23 protein-coding genes are annotated in these 19,892 nt (G+C 41.0%); 7 read left to right on the forward strand and 16 right to left on the reverse strand.

The genetic code is table 11. The features are described 5' to 3' along the window. A partial coding sequence (locus ACIROD_RS21910) for an SH3 domain-containing protein (protein WP_402944243.1) occupies window positions 1-1,173 on the reverse strand: 1,173 nt, incomplete at its 3' end. Window positions 1,174-1,759: 586 nt separating this feature from the next. Here ACIROD_RS21910 and ACIROD_RS21915 point away from each other — a divergent pair. The 4 genes from ACIROD_RS21915 (at window position 1,760) to ACIROD_RS21930 (ending at window position 3,763) form a co-directional block, all read left to right on the forward strand. Then, window positions 1,760-2,365, forward strand: a complete 606-nt coding sequence (locus ACIROD_RS21915) for a protein kinase family protein (protein ID WP_101224808.1) — start codon at window positions 1,760-1,762, stop codon at window positions 2,363-2,365. A gap of 34 nt (window positions 2,366-2,399) precedes the next feature. Beyond that, entirely contained in the window at window positions 2,400-2,843 is a 444-nt protein-coding gene (locus ACIROD_RS21920; protein WP_402944246.1) for a DUF6376 family protein, read from the forward strand. Between the two features lie 119 nt (window positions 2,844-2,962). After that, window positions 2,963-3,391, forward strand: coding sequence for an SRPBCC family protein (locus tag ACIROD_RS21925; RefSeq protein WP_101225029.1), 429 nt, complete (start codon window positions 2,963-2,965; stop codon window positions 3,389-3,391). Next, window positions 3,392-3,763 (forward strand): ArsR/SmtB family transcription factor, encoded by a 372-nt coding sequence (locus tag ACIROD_RS21930; RefSeq protein ID WP_101224810.1) that lies wholly within the window; start codon window positions 3,392-3,394, stop codon window positions 3,761-3,763. A gap of 46 nt (window positions 3,764-3,809) precedes the next feature. Here ACIROD_RS21930 and ACIROD_RS21935 read toward each other — a convergent pair whose 3' ends face one another. The 9 genes from ACIROD_RS21935 to ACIROD_RS21975 form a co-directional block, all read right to left on the reverse strand. Next, a complete protein-coding gene (locus tag ACIROD_RS21935) occupies window positions 3,810-6,659 on the reverse strand; it encodes a YhgE/Pip family protein (protein ID WP_402944768.1) in 2,850 nt (949 codons plus the stop codon). Window positions 6,660-6,661: 2 nt separating this feature from the next. After that, window positions 6,662-7,168, reverse strand: coding sequence for an Rrf2 family transcriptional regulator (locus ACIROD_RS21940; protein WP_101224812.1), 507 nt, complete (start codon window positions 7,166-7,168; stop codon window positions 6,662-6,664). A gap of 174 nt (window positions 7,169-7,342) precedes the next feature. Further along, window positions 7,343-7,672: a thioredoxin family protein gene (locus tag ACIROD_RS21945; RefSeq protein WP_402944771.1), complete on the reverse strand. Its 330-nt coding sequence runs from the start codon at window positions 7,670-7,672 to the stop codon at window positions 7,343-7,345. Between the two features lie 114 nt (window positions 7,673-7,786). Continuing rightward, on the reverse strand, window positions 7,787-7,993 hold the full coding sequence (locus ACIROD_RS21950) for an alpha/beta fold hydrolase (RefSeq protein WP_402944251.1): 207 nt from the start codon (window positions 7,991-7,993) through the stop codon (window positions 7,787-7,789). 178 nt (window positions 7,994-8,171) lie between these two features. Beyond that, entirely contained in the window at window positions 8,172-8,327 is a 156-nt protein-coding gene (locus ACIROD_RS21955; RefSeq protein ID WP_402944254.1) for a hypothetical protein, read from the reverse strand. A gap of 306 nt (window positions 8,328-8,633) precedes the next feature. Further along, window positions 8,634-9,908 (reverse strand): M20 family metallopeptidase, encoded by a 1,275-nt coding sequence (locus tag ACIROD_RS21960; protein WP_402944257.1) that lies wholly within the window; start codon window positions 9,906-9,908, stop codon window positions 8,634-8,636. Window positions 9,909-10,130: 222 nt separating this feature from the next. Beyond that, the gene (locus ACIROD_RS21965) at window positions 10,131-10,835 is read right to left on the reverse strand and encodes a VOC family protein (protein WP_402944260.1); all 705 of its coding nucleotides are present in this window, start codon (window positions 10,833-10,835) and stop codon (window positions 10,131-10,133) included. 237 nt (window positions 10,836-11,072) lie between these two features. Next, the gene (locus ACIROD_RS21970) at window positions 11,073-11,720 is read right to left on the reverse strand and encodes a pentapeptide repeat-containing protein (protein WP_402944263.1); all 648 of its coding nucleotides are present in this window, start codon (window positions 11,718-11,720) and stop codon (window positions 11,073-11,075) included. Window positions 11,721-11,941: 221 nt separating this feature from the next. Continuing rightward, window positions 11,942-12,424: a DUF4306 domain-containing protein gene (locus ACIROD_RS21975; protein ID WP_402944267.1), complete on the reverse strand. Its 483-nt coding sequence runs from the start codon at window positions 12,422-12,424 to the stop codon at window positions 11,942-11,944. Between the two features lie 135 nt (window positions 12,425-12,559). On the opposite strand from ACIROD_RS21975, the gene ACIROD_RS21980 reads away from it, so the two are divergent. Further along, window positions 12,560-13,207, forward strand: a complete 648-nt coding sequence (locus ACIROD_RS21980) for a DUF6944 family repetitive protein (protein WP_101224818.1) — start codon at window positions 12,560-12,562, stop codon at window positions 13,205-13,207. Window positions 13,208-13,473: 266 nt separating this feature from the next. Here ACIROD_RS21980 and ACIROD_RS21985 read toward each other — a convergent pair whose 3' ends face one another. Then, the gene (locus ACIROD_RS21985; RefSeq protein ID WP_402944270.1) at window positions 13,474-13,875 is read right to left on the reverse strand and encodes a hypothetical protein; all 402 of its coding nucleotides are present in this window, start codon (window positions 13,873-13,875) and stop codon (window positions 13,474-13,476) included. A gap of 165 nt (window positions 13,876-14,040) precedes the next feature. Between ACIROD_RS21985 and ACIROD_RS21990 the strand changes: the two genes are divergently transcribed. Together ACIROD_RS21990 and ACIROD_RS21995 are read left to right on the forward strand one after the other, a co-directional pair. Then, window positions 14,041-14,460, forward strand: coding sequence for a MarR family winged helix-turn-helix transcriptional regulator (locus ACIROD_RS21990; protein ID WP_230177961.1), 420 nt, complete (start codon window positions 14,041-14,043; stop codon window positions 14,458-14,460). Between the two features lie 12 nt (window positions 14,461-14,472). Then, complete coding sequence (locus tag ACIROD_RS21995; protein WP_402944273.1) at window positions 14,473-15,672, forward strand: MFS transporter; 1,200 nt, start codon at window positions 14,473-14,475, stop codon at window positions 15,670-15,672. 80 nt (window positions 15,673-15,752) lie between these two features. On the opposite strand, the gene ACIROD_RS22000 is transcribed toward ACIROD_RS21995, so the two are convergent. From ACIROD_RS22000 to ACIROD_RS22020, 5 genes are all read right to left on the reverse strand, one after another. Further along, entirely contained in the window at window positions 15,753-16,967 is a 1,215-nt protein-coding gene (locus ACIROD_RS22000) for a hypothetical protein (RefSeq protein ID WP_402944277.1), read from the reverse strand. Between the two features lie 24 nt (window positions 16,968-16,991). Then, a complete protein-coding gene (locus tag ACIROD_RS22005) occupies window positions 16,992-17,819 on the reverse strand; it encodes a hypothetical protein (RefSeq protein ID WP_402944280.1) in 828 nt (275 codons plus the stop codon). Next, entirely contained in the window at window positions 17,816-18,502 is a 687-nt protein-coding gene (locus ACIROD_RS22010) for an ABC transporter ATP-binding protein (protein WP_034310708.1), read from the reverse strand. Before ACIROD_RS22010 ends, ACIROD_RS22005 begins: the two co-directional genes overlap by 4 nt. Then, window positions 18,499-18,879, reverse strand: coding sequence for a GntR family transcriptional regulator (locus ACIROD_RS22015; protein ID WP_048686641.1), 381 nt, complete (start codon window positions 18,877-18,879; stop codon window positions 18,499-18,501). Before ACIROD_RS22015 ends, ACIROD_RS22010 begins: the two co-directional genes overlap by 4 nt. Before the next feature lie 192 nt (window positions 18,880-19,071). Beyond that, window positions 19,072-19,827, reverse strand: a complete 756-nt coding sequence (locus ACIROD_RS22020; protein ID WP_402944285.1) for an AAA family ATPase — start codon at window positions 19,825-19,827, stop codon at window positions 19,072-19,074. Window positions 19,828-19,892: the final 65 nt, after the last annotated feature.

The raw sequence follows: 19,892 nt of genomic DNA on the forward strand, positions 1-19,892 counted from the left end.
TTTGATTTTCGCCCAGCCATTGGATTCCGAATATACCGTCACTTTCGTTCCTTTTGAAAGTATTGCGACTATGCTTGCGGTAGCTTTTCCACTTTTTCGCATATTGAGTGAACCCGTGCTCACATTCACATATTTCGTCGTCGTTTTAGCAGGTGTGACTGCTGTTGATCCCGATCCTGGCTTTGTAGCAGACAGATACTTGGTGCTGACATATCCGTCCTTTCCATTGGCTTTGATTTTCGCCCAGCCATTGGATTCCGAATATACCGTCACTTTCGTTCCTTTTGAAAGTATTGCGACTATGCTTGCGGTAGCTTTTCCACTTTTCCGCATATTAAGTGAGCCCGTGCTCACATTCACATATTTCGTTGTCGTTTTAACCGTTGCCGCAGCTTTGGTTACCGTTCCGGGCTTCGTTGCCGATAGATACTTGGCACTGACATATCCTTCTTTTCCATTGGCTTTGATTTTCGCCCAGTCTTTCGATTCCGAATACACCGTTACCTGTGTTCCTCTTGTCAGCTTCGCGACCAGGCCGGCACTATCACTGCCGCTTTTTCGCATATTTAGTGAACCTGTGCTCACATTCACATATTTCGTTGTCGTTTTAACGGTTGCCGCAGCTTTGGTTACCGCTCCAGGCTTCGTTGCCGATAGATACTTGGTACTGACATAACCTTCTTTTCCATTGGCTTTGATCTTCGCCCAGCCTTTGGATTCCGAATACACCGTCACCTGTGTGCCCCTTGTCAGCTTCGTGACTATGCTGGCACTATCACTGCCGCTTTTTCGCATATTTAGTGAACCTGTGCTCACATTCACATACTTCGATGTCGTTTTAATGGTTATTGCAGTTTTCGATAAAGTCCCCGGCTTTTTTGCCGATAAATACTTGGTACTGACATATCCTTCTTTCCCATTGGCTTTGATCTTCGCCCAGCCTTTCGATTCCGCATACACCGTTACCTGTGTGCCATTTGCCAGCTTTGCAACTATGCTTGCACCTTCCGCCCCGGTTTTTCTCATATTGAGCGATCCGGAATTCACCTGTACAAACATGACGTCTTCAATATTGGCCTGTTCCGCATGTAGTGGAGCTGCAGATATTTTTTCTTCGAAAGCAACTGTCGACAACACTGCAAAACAGAAAGTTGGTATAATTAATTTCTTCATCTCATTCTCCCTACTAAAGAATTATTTTTTTAACATTTATTTAAATATCGGTTAAAATTAGTATAATAATATAGGTAAATATGCTTATTCGTTTAAAATATATCATATTCCTTTAGATCTACAGGGAGATAAACTGGATTGTAACATAATAGTAAACTATTAGACATTTAAGTAATTTAATAGAAATATTCGCAATGAAACTTACGTGACAGGAAAATGATGGATATAAAGTATATTGATATAATTACTAATCACTCAAATAAATAAGGATGAGACGAGCATCTTTCTGCCTAAATCGAATATATATATAGGGTAAGCATCGATCTTATATTTGACGGATCGATGCAATAACCTATATAATTACTGTATATAACTTATAAGAATCCTTCTGTTAAGGGGAGTAGCTATTCAATAAAGTCGTCAGTACAGGATTGAATCCTCGGCTTTATTGGCAACTGATTTTAGTTGTTTGCAAGACCTTGCCGATTATTTGGTGAGGTCTTTTAATTTTTAAAAGACGGTATAACCACTAATCGGTTGTACCGTCTTTTTTGATTCGAAAAATCGCACAATAGAGGTGAAAAGTATGCAGAACTATAATGAATTAGCTCAAAGCGTTAAGATTTCCGATGATAAAAAGCATATATTGCTTGATGCCGACCCATCTTTATCACTGATCGGAAAAGGCCGAAGCGCATATGTATTCCGAATACATTCCACCAATAAGGCACTAAAAGTGTTTTTCCCGGATCATACACACACAGCTAAAGTTGAAGCTGAAATATACAAAACCGTCCAATCCATCGAATACTATCCAACCCTATATGATGCGGGGGTAAATTACCTGGTTATAGATCACATTGAAGGCAATACTCTTTTTGAATGTTTAACATTGGGAATCCCGATAACGGAAGAAAACATTGCGGAGATAGACCATGCCCTGCAATTGGCAAGGAAAGAAGGATTGAATCCTTCGGATATCCATTTACGAAACATCTTCATCACTTCTGAAAAAAAGGTGAAGATCATTGACGTTGCAAGGTTTAAGCAAGTGAAATCCTGCAATCAGTGGCACGACTTGAAAAGTGCATTTCACCTTTTCTATTCGAAGTCATTTTTTCCGAAGAAGATCCCCAGCTTCATACTGAATTCCATTGCAGCGATTTATAAAAAGAGATTTCTGCCCATCTGATCCTTACTATAATAAAATCACATTGGAGGCACATATGAAAAAAATAATGACCATTGCCCTACTGTCCATCCTTACATTAAGCGGATGCTCAGCTTTAGAAGAAGTCAATTCATCATTGGAGTATGCAGATAATGCGACGGAATATGTAAATACCGTTAAGGATTTTTCCAATGAGGTGCCCGCACTGTCACAGGACGCCGTCACGAATGACGAAGCAAGAGCAAATCTTGAAAAAGAATTGGAATTGATGAAAACGGAGATTGAAGAATTCAATGCAACCGAACCACCAAAAATAGCTGAAGGCATCCATGAAAAGATCGTCAGCTCAAATCAACAGCTTTCAGATGGCATTGAATTATATCTGAATAATATTGAGAATGGCCAAATTAATCCTAAAGCATTGGAAGATTCAGAGATAATGAAATCAATCGATAATATAACAGGATTGGCAAAACAAATTGAAGAGTTGGGAAATTAAACATTCTTCAATGAATAAAAAGAGATCGCTTGAAACAAATTATTGACATGAAACCAAAAGGTTTTATATAATCAACAAAGCAAAACCAATTGGTTTCATATTTTCACTTAAAAAGGAGAATCAGTATGGAAAATACATTACAGGATATCAAGAAGACGATTATTCTTGAAGCACCTATCCAAAAAGTTTGGGATACAGTTTCAACTGCAGAGGGCATAGCTTCATGGTTCATGCCAAATGATTTTCAACCAAAAGTGGGACATGAATTCCATATGCAATCACCCTTCGGTCCATCTCCTTGTAAGGTAATGGAGTTAGATGCCCCTTATCGCCTTTCATTCAGTTGGGATACGGACGGTTGGTTCATTTCATTCATTTTAAAAGAACTGGACGGCAAAACGGAGTTCACCCTTATTCATGGCGGTTGGAAAGAGCCTGAAACGATTCTTCCGAAACCGAACGAAAAAAGCTCAGTAATTCGCGATAGAATGAATCATGGCTGGGAACAGATCGTTAACCAAAAACTTAAAAAGGTTGTTGAGGGCTAAGTGTCTGCAACAGAAAAACATGATGTATTTCAGGCTATCGCAGACCCGACCCGCCGAAAGGTCCTGCAGTTGCTTGCTGAAGGGGATTTACCCATTTCAGAAATCACTTCTCACTTTTCCATGAGCCGTACGGCGATTGCCAAGCATCTTCATATCCTTTCTGAAGCTGAATTGGTAAGTGGCCGGAAGGTAGGAAGAGAGAAACGCTTTCGACTTCAGCCAGAACCTTTAGCAGAATTGAAACAGTGGCTTTCATTTTACGATCAATTCTGGGATAACAAATTATCCATCCTTAAACATGTGATTGAAAATTCAGGGGAAAATGGATTGAAAGTCATCGAAAAAGAAAAGGACAAGGATAAACCATCATAATGAAGAAAACCCCCGGCGCATTGCACTGGGGGTTTTCTTCATTTGTTTATGCATCCATCTCAATATTGTGTACTTTGCGCTTCTTGATGACCATCGTCAGCAATAGCAGCAGATTAAAGACAATGATGCATCCAGTAAGGAACACTATACTAGTTGTCAATGCATCCGCTCCAAGGCTCGTACTCATCGCCTGACGGAAGCCCATGACAGAGTATGTCATCGGTATGAACGGGTGAACATGACTGAAGAAGTTATTGGTCAGTTCCACAGGGAACATCCCTCCGCTTGCACCTAGCTGTAGTACAAGGAATATCATCGCCAATAAACGACCTGGATTTCCAAACCCTACGGTCAAGAAGGTAACGATGAACATGAAGGTAAGGGAAGTCAGTATGGAAACCCCAATGAATTGCCCCATATTCTCGACCTGTAAATCCATTCCCCAAATCATGATCACATCCAACACTAATGCAGAAAGCGTCGCTTGGATGAATAGGACCGTAAATTTACTGAACCACCATGCAAATCCTGATGTAGGCCTAGTAGAAGGCAGGCCTGTCGGGAATCCCATATTGAAGGCAATAGCTCCAACAAATAACCCAAGAGACAATACATAAGGAGCCAGTGCATGACCATAATTCGGCACGTCACTGCTTTTTTGTTCTTTAACCTGTGTCGGTTCAGCAATCATGCTGTAATTATCATCGGTTGTTTTATTTTCACTTATTTCTTCTGCACCATCACTGAGTTTTTCCGAAAGCTCGACCGTTCCATCTTTAAGTGAGGAGATTCCATCACCCAATTTACCGGAACCTTCAGCAAGTGCTGATGAACCTTCATTGATCTTACCTGCGCCATCAGCAAGCTGGATGACTCCATTGCTCAAAGTAGGCAGATTGCTTGCCAATTGTTCAGTGCCTTTAACAAGTGCTGATGAGCCCTCGTTCAATGCCGCTGAGTTGGCATCCAGTTGATTGGCCCCATTAGCAAGTTTGCTTGCCCCTTCGCCAACTTGGCTAACACCAAATGCGTACTTCTCAAGACCATTTCCAAAGGAGGATGACCCTGCTTGCAGTTGTGAAACTCCATCAACCAACTGACCAGATCCCTCAGTTAGTTTTGAAAGGCCATTATTTAACGAGGAACCGCCTTGAGCTAACTGGTTGATCCCCTTCACTAATTCTGGTGTCCGTTCATTTAAACTTTGTGTTGCCGCCGTTAATTGATTGCTTCCTTCAACAGCTTCATTCATGCCGCCATTTAATTGGGTCGCACCAGGAATCAATTGTTCTTCCAGTGCATTCCTTATTGCCGTATATCCGTTTAACGCAGAAACGGCGTTTGGATTGACTTTATTCACCGCATTATTTAAATTGGCCACTTGTTCCGGAAGCTGGCCCAATCCATTCAATACAGGCATTACTTTATCCTTTAATTGCGTTGATAAGTCGGATACACTTGCAGCAAGAGTCGCTGCGATTTGTTTTTGTGCTTCCGCCTGGCTTTGAAGTTCATTTTGAACCGCTCCGATTAATTCGGATTGTTGCTCACTGGTCATGCTTTTGAAGGCTTCCGTGTTTTGAACGGCATTGATTGTGCTCTGGCCATTATTTGCAATCGTTGATTGAAGTTCCGTCAACGCCGCTTGACTGTTATTGAGGTCTTCGGTAATGCGGGATACGGTACCGGACGCGCTGCTTCCTGCGGGAACCGCTTCTTGCAATTGATTAACACCGCTTTGAATGCTTGTCAGTCCTTGCTTAAGCTGATTCAGCTGTTCTTCTGCGGGTAATTGGCCATCCATTTTTTTCAGGCCGTCATTTAACGCCCGGCCTCCTTCTGCCAGTTTATTGATTCCCTCATTTAAACTCTGCTGACCTGCTGCCAATTTTGGAATTCCAGTCGATTGGTCTGTCAGCTGGCTTGCATTTTGTGATAATTGATTCAACCCATCATTCAAATTCGCACTGCCTGTTTGCGCTTGTGCCAATCCAGTATTTAAAGTTTGCGCTCCTGGAACCACTTTGGCCAGCCCAGTGGACAGTTGGGAAGAACCTTGTATAAGTGCTTCACTATTATTAGTTAATTCCCCTGTGCCTGATGCGAGTTCGTCCGCACCCTTTTGCAACTCACCGACACCGGAAGTGTATTGTGAAATTCCCTTATTTAATTCCGACGCGCCACTTTCAAGCTTATTGGCTCCTTCCAAAAACTCGCCAACGCCAACTTGAAGTTTATTCGCTCCATCTTTAAAGGTTAATGTGCTGGAAGCTAATTTATTCAGATTTTCTGTCACTTCTTTGTTTCCATCATGCAGTTTTTCAGCACCATCATCCAGTTTTGATGCCCCATCTGCTGCATCGCCGAATCCTTCTCCGATTTCATCCAGTTGTGAGAAGATCGCTTCCGCATATTCTTTTGTGACACTTTCGGCAATTTCCGTTTTCAAATTATTCGTTGCCTGTTTTCCGACCGTTTCAGAAACGAAACTGCGTCCAGGATTCACGTCATACGTTAAATTCATTTTTTTTGGCTTATCATCCATGACGGTTGAAGCATTTTTTGAAAAGTCCTCCGGAATGGTAACGACCATATAATATGTACCATCATCGAATCCTTTTTTCGCCGCTTTTTCCGTTACGAAATGCCATTCCAAATCATCATTGTCCTTTAATTGCTCGATTAGCTCATTACCGACTGTTAAGGTTTTCCCCTCATATTCCGCCTTCACATCCTTATTCACGACCGCAACAGGTAATTTGCCTGTATTCCCGTATGGATTCCAAGCAGAACTAAGGAATAACCCCCCATAAATAATCGGAACGAACAGTAAAACGATTGCCACACCGACCAGTTTTCGATTTGTAAGGAAAAGCTTCCATTCTTGTTTAAGCATGTTCACTTCTTTTCACCTTTCTTTTCACGCAGTACATCACTCAATGACGCGGTATTCCAATTAAGAGTCGGTATGTCCGTGGTGCCAAAGCTTTCTTTAAGCAAATCCGCCACTGTCTGACTGGAAAAGAACTCTATTAAAAGTTGATCCGCCCGAGAAAACATCCGACGAAGGACATCCATTCCCTTCTCTGCATACTCTCCATCTTTAAACGCTTTTTCTATAAGTCCTGTATCCGGAAACATCGAAATGGGACCTTCCATCGCCTCAATTATTTCAAGGTTTTTAATCTTATCTACGCTTTTGGCAAGAGTAAGGCCGCCGTTATTACCAGGAACGGAAGTGATTATCTGCTTTACGACCAATTTCCTTATGATTTTTTTCAAATAAGAAGGAGACACCTCTAATCGCCTGCTGATCTCATTAGACGAAAGCGGAATATTTTTATCCTGGGTAGAGAGTATTACGATGATGCATATAGCTTGCTCTACCCCTTTTGTTAATTGCAAATCAGTTCACCTCTTTCATTATGTATGTGGATATTTGATATCCATAATGGATATTCGGTATCTATAATTAAAACCCGTTTCACCTTAGAAATCAAGTCATTTATAGAAAAAATTTCTAAAAAAAGATGAACCCCTCATTACAGCTCCATGCGGGGTTCACCTTTTCAAGATCTTTTATAGGTCATTTAGAAATTCATTGACCGCTTCTGGAGTTTTAGCATTTGCACTGTGCAGGTGCGCAACCTTTTCCCCATTTTTAAATACTAATAGTGATGGAATTCCCATTACCGTTTGCTCTTCAGAAATCTCAGGGAACTCGTCACGATCGATCGTAAACCACTGTTTGTCTTGATGTTCTTGAGTGATCTCACCGATGAACATGTCTAAACGTTTGCAGTCCGGGCACCATGTAGTCGTAAAAATCCCGACCGTCAGTCCCTCTTGGTTGATTTGTTCACGATATTCTTGTTCTGTATTGATATTTTTCATGATTGTCTCCTCCAGGCTTTTCTTATCATCATACTTTAATCCATGAATTAATGTACTCAAGGATTAATATATAATTAATTCCTTCACAGTACAAACGGTTTATCCTAAAAGTATCTAACTCTTGCCCGGTTATGCTTTGCGCGATGCCGCCTTTTCTTTGTGTCCAAATCTCTCGTTTATGAAAGAAGAAATCCTCGAAATGAATTCCCTATTTTCATCGATGAAAAGATAGTGGCAGCTTTTTTCAAAAATGATCAATTCACTGTCAGGTATCTTTTCGGCGATGAGAATCGATGCCTCTACAGGAGTGATCCAATCGTGACGGCCTCCTGCCACTAATGTCGGGCAGATCCAGTTGGTCCACTAAGTCAAATGTTTTCAAGAATTTGGCCCCTTCATTAGCCGCTTCCAAATTAAAATTCGATTTCTTCTTTCTCATTATCTCTTTTTCCGCTTCAGATCTTACTTTTCCCCTTATGAATAAAAATAGAGCGGTTCCATGACTATACTGAATTCATTCTGCCATTTGCTGTTTTTCCATAGTCCCCTCGAATAGAAGTCTTGCCATCCTTCTTTGATCATCCGTCCCGGTTTCCTCTATTTTCACCAACGCTCTTTCTCCGAAAATATGGCTTGGCAGTACAACCAGGTCTTGTTTAAGTTTTTTCATTCGTTATCGCACTTTTTTCTACCCGTCCGCTCCTCATGGTTCGGGGTGTCACTTACGAACCTCTTTGGCCACAAAACTGAAAAAGCCTGAAGCGGTTTTCTGCTCCAAGCTTTTTTTAGCTTTTGGTCTTCATGTAAATGTAAAACAAAGTTTGATCAAAACACACTATAAAGAATTAATACCATCGAGTATATAAATAATCCCACCAATAACCACCACCATATACACCTTGAAAGAGAACATTAGCAGTAGCACGTGCAGTATACCCTGCATCGTTAACCTGCATAAAGTTTAATGAAAATAGGTTTAAAATGATCTAAGATACTTCACTGCCGTCTCAGCATATATCTCGGCAGATTCCACTAAGCTCTCCACTGAAACCCGCTCATCGTACCCATGGATAGTTTGTTCCAGCCCAGGACCATAAAGGACGGTGTCAATGCCATGGCGCCGGAAGTGACTGGCATCACTTGAACCAAGCAAAAGTAAGCTGAAGACGGGTTCCTCCATTCCAAGGACACGCTGAATTCCCAGTTCTATGGCCCTTACAATTGGACGATTCTCTAAGGTCCAGTTCGGGTTAGTACAGGGTACTATAGGCTCTACAATCGCACCTGGCGCTACAGCACTAACAAGATTCCTAGCGACATCAAGTACAAACTCGGACTTCATACCGAATGGAACCCGGGTATCCACTTTAATGATACACTTGTCTGCGACGACGTTCACATTTGTTCCGCCCTGGATTACACCTGGATTGTAAGAGGGACGATAAAGTAACTGTGACAATAAGGGATTTCCTGGATACTGAGATAGGAGCCACTCAGTATTGTACAAAAGTTGACAAGGCTCTGCCGGAGGCGTTGCCTTGAGCTCCCATAGCTTGGTTAGTGCTTCGACCGCGGCTGCCCCTCTTCGTATGGCGGAGATTCCATAAAGCGGTTGTAGGCTGCCATGATCTGCCTGACCTGGTATGAACACCTGCATCCATGCCTTGCCCTTTTCGCCGGCATTCGGATGGTGGGGGTCCGTTGGTTCACCAATCAGACAAGCATCACCTTTAATCAATCCTTGTTCCAGGAGCGAGGCCACCTCAATGCCGCCAGTCTCTTCATCCGGAGAGGCAATAACTCCTAGGCTACCTTTCAAATTAAGAGCGGGGGCGAACTCCTGAAGTAGCCCAGCCACAAAAACCAGTGATGCCAAGCCTCCTTTCATATCGGAGGCTCCCCTACCCAAAAGCATACCCGCTCTGACTTCTCCAGAGAAAGGATTGAAGGTCCAATGTGAACAATCGCCAGCAGGTACGACATCTGTATGTCCACAAAATAGGAGCCGTGGACCAGGTACCCTGGTTAAGGGAGCATCACAGACCACGGTAACCAACGAATTTTCGCTACGGCGGTGCTCGGTAATCAAGAACCCTTTTGCTGCTAGGTATCGGCTAATATGGCGTCCCATTTCTGCTGACCGCTTCTTAAACTCGGGCGATGGGTTTTCAGATGGAATTCGAATAGCAGCAAGTTCGACTAATTCCTGTTGCCTTGACCTTATCAGCTGCCGGATTATTCTGGTACTCATATAAATTCATCCCCTCCATGTCCAGCATTAGCCGCAGTATTTTAGCCACAGTATTTCTATACTATTCTATGTACTGTTCCTAGATCATATTTCTGAGGCTAAAAGTGGGGAAACATTTGATACATGTTATTTTAAAGTCTCGTTCAATGCTATAGTTAAACTTAATGAGCCAAAAATATATAGGGGTAATGCCTAACCTCCGTTATCTTAACAGCAATTCTTTCAACTATTTGGCTGATTATACTTGACTGGTTTTAATTTCATAAATCCTTTGCCATCCAATGAAATATCCAGTTGCTGATTTATGACTAGCGAAAGCGGAAAGATTTCCGACTCTTTATCCGAGAAAATCCAACGCCGTTTCCTTGGACCTAAAAGTAAAAACGAACCTGCTTCATGTTCCCCCATGAAATTCAATCCATCTTCACTTATTGCCTCACCCTTCCTTACAGGTACACCATTACTGATCAACTGATTTCCCAAAGTCCTGACTTCATCTGTCGTAATGTTTATTTCACTGATGCACAGGACGTTTTGTGCTGAAAAAGACTCAGCCTCGGATTCGGGTGATACGGAATATCTCGATATGAACTCGACAATGTTGCCTGAAGGGTCTAAAAAATAAAAAGAATGTGCGTCTGAAAAGCTGAAATAAACTTCGTCATCATCATCTTCTCTAGTCAATTTCACTTTTGATTTCGCCCATGCTTTTGCCGAAGTAAATAAATTGGTCGGTATGTTCATGGCAAAATGGTAAAAAGGCTTTCCTTTGTGATGATATTTTTTAATTTCAAGCACACTTTCCCCTGCCTTTATTACAAAACCATCATCAGTTTGCGATAAAAACTCAAATCCTAACACATCAACATAAAAACTCCGCATTTCATCCAAGACATGACTGTACAAAGTGACCTTATTGATAATCAACGTTCAATCCCCCTCCACTTAACAAATATTGTAAAGATATCCTGCATTTATGCAAACATTCCGTACTATTCAAAATCTATATAATTCTATTCACCCTCCCTTTTTTCACCATAAATATCCAATGAATTAGCGACAAGCCAACTCAAAAAGGACCACCAAATCGGTGGTCCTCGCTTCTGCTTCATTGAAGATCTCGCAGTTAACTCTCCATTAGCTCAATTTACATCTTAAAAAGGTTCACTCTTTAATTTTCAGTCCAAGCATGGCTGCAAAGACTATAGCTTGGTCCGGGGAAACTTCGCATCCCTTTAAATCCTCCGGGGATACGGTAAGCCTTTGAAATGTAGAACTGCTAATATCAATTCCTTTGAGCGGTGTCCGGGAAAAGTTCACTTCATTTAATCTGCATGTTTCAAACTTCACTTTAATGAATTTACATTCATAATAATCAGCACTTTCCAATGAGCAATGATCGAACTTCACTAGCTTTAAACTGGAATAACCAAAAGCACTTAAATTAAGGTTGCAATTCTCAAAGGAGACATTCCCTAAACTTGCGTCAGACAGGTTAATGCCTAAAAGTTTGGACTCTTTGAATTCCACCCGATGAATCGAGCCGCCCATGAAATCGGCATTCGTCAAATCGCAATGATCAAAAATGACATCCGTCAGCTCAATATTCCTGAATGATACATCGCTGAATGTCACATTTTTAAAAACAATCTGTGATAATACGATTTTTTCCATATTTTCTCTATCGATCGTGCAATTAGTTATGATACAGGACTCAAGATAAGGCTCATCTTGATAATATATTTCCTGAAAGTTCGCTTGGGGTAAGTCATGGGGAATCTTTGGCTGTTCAATTTTTATTTTGCCTGACATATTATCACCTTTTCGCTTTATTCTTCAATCACTGGATAACCCTATATCCAACCGATAAGGGTTCATCGCCGGTAATATAGCAACTGGTCTACTAAATTTCGACTTAACTATAAACTACATTTCAGTGAAGTTCAATCTAAGAATTTCGCGGAAATGACTATTATTTTTCGTTATTTTGTGTCATCTTTCCAAAAAAAAAGCTGCCTCATTGGCAGCCTTGCTTACTTCATGAACGTATTGAATCCTCTTGGCATCCGGAAATAATATAGAACTCCACTAAATATGGCTATCATTCCGCCTATCAGAAAAAGTGCTTGAAAGATATTTCCTCCAACAGTCGGGGAATTGGATACAAAACCACTTGAAAGCAGAAAAAGGATACCCAATCCAAAGAAGAATAGTGCCATTTTTTTAATCCTTCTTTTGAATAGGATATATCCCGTAAGTATGATAAAGTACGATGCGGCTAAGACCATAAGAAGTGGAAATAGCGGCTTGAATTTTGCGGCATACACGAAATAATCAAAACTCGAAATATCATCTGCTTCCATCCTCTGATCATCATTAACTTGTGTGAAATGGGTGGAATACTTCCATTCCCAAGGTCTATCCAGGATTTCACTGCCTTCGTACCAGGTACAAAACATAAAAACGATAAAGAAAAGTGCAGTGATAATCATTTGTAAAAAAATGCTAAATGTCAATATCATCTCCTCCAGCTGTCATTATACCAATAAATGGTTATTTTTCAACCCGAGCTTACGGTGTTAAAGCAATATGTAAACAAACACTGTTTCCTGAATAATATAATCTAACCACTTTTAAGGAGCGTTTGAGATATGATCACTCATGGAGATGACCTCCTTATTTCAGGAGCATGGTTACTTGGCATCGGCACACTTGTAGGTGCAATCGGGCAAACCCGGCAAACTTTAACGGGGACTAACCTCGGAAAAGATCTTGTCCTCAAAGGGAATGGCATTGAGGCCGTTGGAAATTCGCTGCAAGCAATCGGCCGTTCGAAAATGCTGAACTCGGATAATGAACGATCGGAAACCTATTTCATATTCGGTGCTTGGCTTGAGGCTATTGGCAATATCGCAAATGCAGTTGGAATAGATATGCAGTTGAGTGGTTCAGAGGAAGAGGGCACCAGAACCGATGCACTTGGCAGTGGAATCCAAGGACTAGGTGCCGCATTTGAAGCATTCGGGGCATCATTGACGGAGGAGTCCATTTCACGCTCTTTTGAGATCAAGGGAAATGGACTCATTGCAGCCGGTTCTTTTTTGGAATCGGTCGGAAATATCTTCATTTTAAACGAAAAACGACGGATGGGAGAACAAATTCTTTTACTAGGCAGCTGGACCCAAGTTTTCGGTGCATTTATATTGATCGAGGCCTTTTCACTTGGCCCAGAACCCGAACCAGAGAAAGGGAAAGATGGACATAACGGCCATTATAGCTATGCCAACTATTGCGTATGATTAAGGGGCCGTGAGTTCGTTCTTCCTCCGATCGGGATCTTCGAAATATACAGCATAATGATCCTTCCCACCGGCAATTAATGTTTGTCGGTATAAAGGATGGCAAATCCTCTGCCCATTAACTTTCTAGTGATCTCATCAACATGATGCCGGGAAGCAGCAGACCCACTCGCTCGCCCTCTATGATAGGGAATGCGATAACCTTAAAGGTTTACAGCCCTTTCCCCCCGACCCCTTTATCAAAACCACCACTTACGCAGGTCCACTTATTTTAAGATTCCGTCGTAAACCTCTCCGCCGCCATTTATTTTGATAATTTTCAGGCGATTGGTATTTTTGACGAAAACGGTTTTATATTGTTTTTCACCGTTCAACTCAATAAGGAATACTCGTTTACCATCGTTATCCGTTTCCTTATTGAAAGTATAGTCTTCATTGCCGATTTGCTCGATGATTTTGTCATATTCGGGCAAAGAAGACCACCTCTCATGATTATGACTTGTTTGAGTTTCTGTTTGCGAAGGTTGTTTTTGTTGTTCATTTTCAGTTTGGGTTTGATTTTCATCTGTTGTTAGGACAGATTTTTCCCCGTTTTCATCCGCTTTGTCATTATTGCAAGCAGTTAGCATTGTTACTGTGGCAATTAACGCGATCATAGATTTATTCATGCTTCACATCATCTCCTATTCCTATATTCCCATTCATTTTAGCTAAAAACCTGATTTAACTAAACAATACATATCCGAGTGGACAGAATGGATTTGTTTTGGTATTATAGTTACTCAGGGTAACAATTACTCACGATAACTATATATTGATAAGAGGTGTTTCTGATAAAGACTTTCCAAAAATTCTTTCAGCAATTATTACTGCTGTACCGGCCGTTTGAAAATAATCTTAATATCCAGCTGAATAAGCATGATTTACACAGGGCGCAATGGTCCATTTTACATTTCTTAATCAATAATGGTTCGGCGACGCTTGTAGAGCTTGCCAATTATCAAAGTGTGGAAAAACCAACGATTACGAGGACCATTAGCCGCTTGGAAGAGCTGGGGTATGTCGAGCATGTGCCAAGCAAAGATAGACGCGAGAAAAGAATGCGGCTTACGGAGCTTGGCAAAAAAATTTACAGTGAAGTCCGCGTGACAATCGATCAATACGAACAGGATATCTTGCAAGGAATCACTGAAGAGGAACAACTTGCAGCCATACGCATCATGGGCGAAATAAGAAATAACATTATAAAGTAAGGAGATAATAAAATGGATCAATCCAGAGCCAGACTGTGGACGAAGGACTTTGTCATCGTTTCGTCCATCAATTTTTTCATCACATTAATCTTTTATTTACTGATGGTGACACTTGCCATCTATGCTGTTAATGAATTGGATGCTTCTACAAGTGAAGCCGGACTCATATCGGGTATTTTTATTATCGGGACGTTAATCGGACGTCTATTCATCGGCCGTTTCATTGATTCAATCGGCCGGAAGAAAACATTATTCATAGGCTTGATCTTTTTCACTTTGACAACACTTCTATATTTTGTGGACCTTGGAATTGGCTTCCTGCTTGTTAACCGCCTGATTCATGGGATGGCGATGGGGATGGCTAGTACTGCGACAGGCACGATCGTCGCCCAGATCATCCCGGCAACTCGAAAGGGAGAAGGCATCGGCTATTACAGCATGAGCGCAACGCTTGCGACGGCAATCGGTCCTTTCATCGGTCTGTATATGGCTCAACATACAAGCTTCCAAGTCATTTTCAGTTTCTGCCTGGCTTTAGGGGTAATCTCCCTGATTACAGCATTCTTCTTGTATGTCCCGGCATTGAAAGTGACGGCCAAAGTTACGGAAAGCAAAGGATTCATGCTTTCCAATTTCATTGAACCTAAGGCACTGCCCATCTCAATCATCACTTTGTTATTGGCATTCTGTTATTCCAGTGTCCTTTCTTTCATCAGTTTTTATGCCATTGAAATCGATCTGGTCAATACGGCAAGCTTCTTCTTTGTAGTTTACGCAGTAGCCGTATTGTTATCACGTCCTTTTTCAGGACCATTGATGGACCGGAAAGGATCGAACTTCATTATGTATCCGGCTTTCATTATTTTCGGAATCGGATTGCTCCTTCTAAGTATGACAACCAATAGTTTCACTTTACTGGCAGCCGGTTTCCTAATTGGCCTTGGATTCGGTAATATGCAATCCAGCTCGCAGGCGATTGCCGTTAAACTGACACCGCCTCACCGAATGGGGATGGCAACGTCCACCTTCTTTATCATGCTTGATGCAGGACTTGGATTCGGCCCTTATATTCTGGGATTCATCATTCCGGTAACAGGTTACAGCACACTTTATGTCATCTTGGGCGTTTTGGTCATCGCAACCTCCGTCCTTTACTACTTCTTGCACGGCAAGAAGGAACGTACAGCCAGAACGAACTTGGCTTCCATTTAAAATAAAAAGGGATATCCCATTGGGGGATATCCCTTTTTATTTTAAAGCTTTTTGAAACAGCTTCTAGCTATATTAGGTCCTTATTTTATTTCCAATTCATCGATAATAAGTCCAAAACCTTTGCTGTTCTTTTTATTTATGACTGTTTCACCTTTATATAAAGTCTTTCCAGTCTTTATATCTGCAATCAGAAGTTTGGCAGGCTTGTATGTTAAAACGTCTTGATCCACTTCTTTGCCTAATAGGAAGTACACACGCCCGTTCTTAATGGCAGCGAAGTATTGTTCCTTTTTATTAGCAGCTATATCCAGCTCCGTGTCATTCGTTAACGTTTGACTGCTGAGGTCAAATGTTTTAATGCGATATTTACCTGATTTCATTTCAACTGCATAAAGGTTTTTCCCGTCTGCATATCCTGATCTTGCCATGTCCAGGCTAAGCGATCCTTTTTTAACCGTTTCTAATTTTTCCGTTTCATAATTATAAGATAAAAGCTTGCTTTCTTTTAGTTTTTCCTCATAAGGACCCTCCTCATGATTTACTCCTTTAATTAATGAAATTAAAACCATGTTGTTTGGCCGGGAGGGAGCAACATCAATTGGCATCTGAAAATCAACCTGATTAGGGTAAGTAAAGGTTTCAGATAAAAGGGTTTTATCGCTTAAGACTTTTTTATTGGCTACATCGATCGTATACAGATGAACCTCTTTTGTCTGCTTCTCATTGTTGGAATTCACATCATTCATCGTTAAAACCTGTAGTTTTGAATGCACCAACTGCACATCCCTGACATCAGTATTCATGATTCTCTCTTGATTCGGAAGTTCGATTTGGAAAGAGGTTTCCTCTTCATCTTTCTTTTCCAGTAAACCGATATCAAACTTTGCTTCCATCTTCCCGTTATTCGTAATATCGCTATTCACCCAAGCGTAAGCAAGAAAATCATCGTCTTCATATAAAGAACTGATGGAATCCTTGCCACGCATAAACGAACGATGTTCTTTTACCAATCTTTCAATTTGATGATCTTGTCTTCCAGTTAAGTTCTCCAAGTAAGACCTTTCGCTGGCATATGTCGTTGTATTGGATTCAATTGTTAATGGATCATAAAAATTACTGCCATTTTGAAGCGTACCATTTATGATCACCGGATCAAGCTCTTTATCGCTGCCTTCCAGTGTCTTGAACGTATACTTTGGAAGGCTGGAAGCGGAGGAAGCTACTTTGACATAATAGGTCCCGATGCTTAAGATGACAACCATTCCAATAATGATGCTGCATAAATAACGTTTCACCTTGTTCACTCTCCTTTAAAGTTGTTATACGGTAACGCGATTTTTCAATAACCAAGCACCAAGCCAAACCGATAATCCTGTCAAAATGATCCCTATTGCGAGCATCAGGCTAAATAATTCATTAGGATAGAAATAGAAATTCCCGATTTCCATTAAAACTGGGGCTAAAAACAACACAGCTGCGAGTCCGCAATATACCAAGCCCAAAATGATTCCTTTTATGCGGAAACTTCTTTCAAACATGATAGCCGTGAATAATATCGACATGATCATAAGACCGATGCCATAGGAAAGCAGGAATTGCGTGAACGTGCTTGGAATGATCAATGACAAAATCGGACTGAGTTTCGTAATGGTGAAAGTTGACATTTCATTCAAGATCGCTTGTGGCACATTTGAATTAAATAGGGCATTTTCCATTGGTAAAATGATGATTTGGAAAGCAATCAGCCCTAATACCATCAGGAAGATGGCCGTAGCTTTTGAAAGGTAGATTGATAATCTGGATGTTGGTAACATCAATAGACGATAAATGAATGTATTCTTTCCAAACCAATCACGATACCAAATAAGGAAAATGTAAAAAATAAGGGCAACCGCACTCAGCGCTATCGGTCCTACAAACAAGAGGGTATCTGCGATAAAATTAAAGTCAAAGCTTCCATAATTGGTAATATAAGCGGCTTCAGATAGTCTTTCTTCTTTCATGACATCCCTGGCATCTTTAAGAAGGCTCTTCGTTACGATGATCACTCCGGCAAATTGCGAGACCAAGGTTATCAACAATAAGCTAAGATAGATTTTACTGAAACGGTTGATTTCAAAGTTCACTAGTTTTATATATCGCATCATGATTGATACACCTCTCTCATTACATCGACTACCGATTTCCCTTCCTCTTCACGCATTTCTTCTGTATTGAACTCTTTAAGCACTGTACCGTTATCTAATAAAATGACCTTATCGATCAAATGTTCAATATCACCGATTTCATGGGTCGTGATGATGACTCCTCTATCTTCAATTAGGTGGCTCGCAAAGACATCGGCAATTTGCTCGCGGCTAAACATATCGATTCCCGAAAATGGTTCGTCCATCAGTACATAATCGACGTCAAGGGACAAACCAAGCATCAGGTTAAGCTTAGCTGTATTCCCTTTTGACAATTCCGAAATGCGATTCTCCTCTTTAAGCTTGAAAAACCCCATTAGCTGGTTAGCTCTTTCCGGATTCCAGGACGTATAGAAATCCGACATGAAAACCATTGCCTGTTTAATGGTCATTTGCGGGAGCATGGTCGGTGCGTCCGGAATGAAGGTGATTTTTTCATAACTGTCCTTTGTCATCTTTTGATCATCGATCAGGATTTCACCTTTATATGGCGTCAATCCCATGATCGCTTTGAGTGTAGTCGTTTTACCTACACCATTTATCCCGATCAGACAAGTGACTTCGCCTTTATTGGCTGTAAATGAAACATCATCCAAGATCTTTTTCCGTCCATAATTCTTGGAGATCTTTTTTACTTCTATCATTGTTCTTCCTCCTCCCTTATTTCTTCCGAGTATTTTTCTTTAACCACACGAAGCAGTTCATCAACCGGTACATTAATCGGACGAATCGCATCGACAAACGTATCGACAGCTGCCAAAATCAATTCCTGCCTTACAGCCTGTAGTATCGTTTCATTCGTCGTGATTTGACTGGGGAAATTTCGTTCTGTATGAATCAAGCCCTGTTCCTCCATTTCTTTATACGCTTTTTGAGCGGTATTGGGATTTATATTAAGTGAAGCCGCCAGTTCTCTTCGGGAGGGAATTTCCTGCCCCGCCACGAAATTACCAATGGCTATTTGTTCTTTAAAATGCCTAACTACTTGCAGATATACCGGTTCCCGGGTATTTACGTTCATTAAAACCACCCCCTATTTATTAAAAAAAGCCTGATATACGTGTATGTACTAAGTGGTTCATACACCTTATAGATGTACTATACCCGTAATACACCTAAGCTGTCAACAAGGAATTCCAAAAAAATGAAAACCCCGTATGTGCAGTGCAGACGGGGTTTTTCCTTAGTTGCTTTTCATGGAGATGCTAAAATCTCATTGAAATAGATGATGAAGAAGCCGATCTTTATCTTCAAAAAACTGTTTCATTAACAAATAGTGATTGGACTCCTCTAACGTCACCTCACTCATTCCCTCATCTGAAATTTGGAGGATTTTAGCATCCGGGTAGGCCATGATGATCGGGGAATGGGTGGAAATGATGAATTGGGAACCTTGTTGAACAAGCTCATTTATCCTGGCCAGCATCGATATTTGTCTCAATGGCGACAAAGCAGCTTCAGGCTCATCGAGGATATACAATCCATCGCCTTGAAATCGTTCTACAAAAGCAGAAAAAAACGATTCCCCATGAGATTGCTGGTGTAGCGATTTTCCACCGAAGGAATCGATGATTTTCGACCCAAACGATGACTCCCTGTCCAATTCCTCTATATTGGTAGCTAAATTATAAAAGGTTTCCGCCCTAAAGAAAAAATGATCCTTCGGTTTGTATACGCCTTTTTTCAAACGGAGGAATTCGTCCAAATTGGAATGTGAATCATAATTGGAGAAATTGAAATTTAACGTTCCGCCTTCCGGATTGAAGCCATACGCAATCGCAATACCTTCAAGCAAGGTGGACTTCCCCATTCCATTTTCCCCGATGACATAGGTAACACTTGGATGAAAAGCAACTTCCTGAAGATGCCTGATAACCGGCAGATCAAGAGGGAAATGGTCATACGAAGATATTCGGTCTCTATTGAGGTAGATGCCCCTGATGTACTGTGAATCATAATCTAGTTTCATTTGTAATCACCTTCTGTAGAATATATTTAGAGCTCTGATATGTCCTTAACGTTCAAATCCAAGAC

This window comes from Peribacillus sp. NPDC101481 (assembly GCF_044767165.1).
GTDB lineage: Bacteria > Bacillota > Bacilli > Bacillales > DSM-1321 > Peribacillus.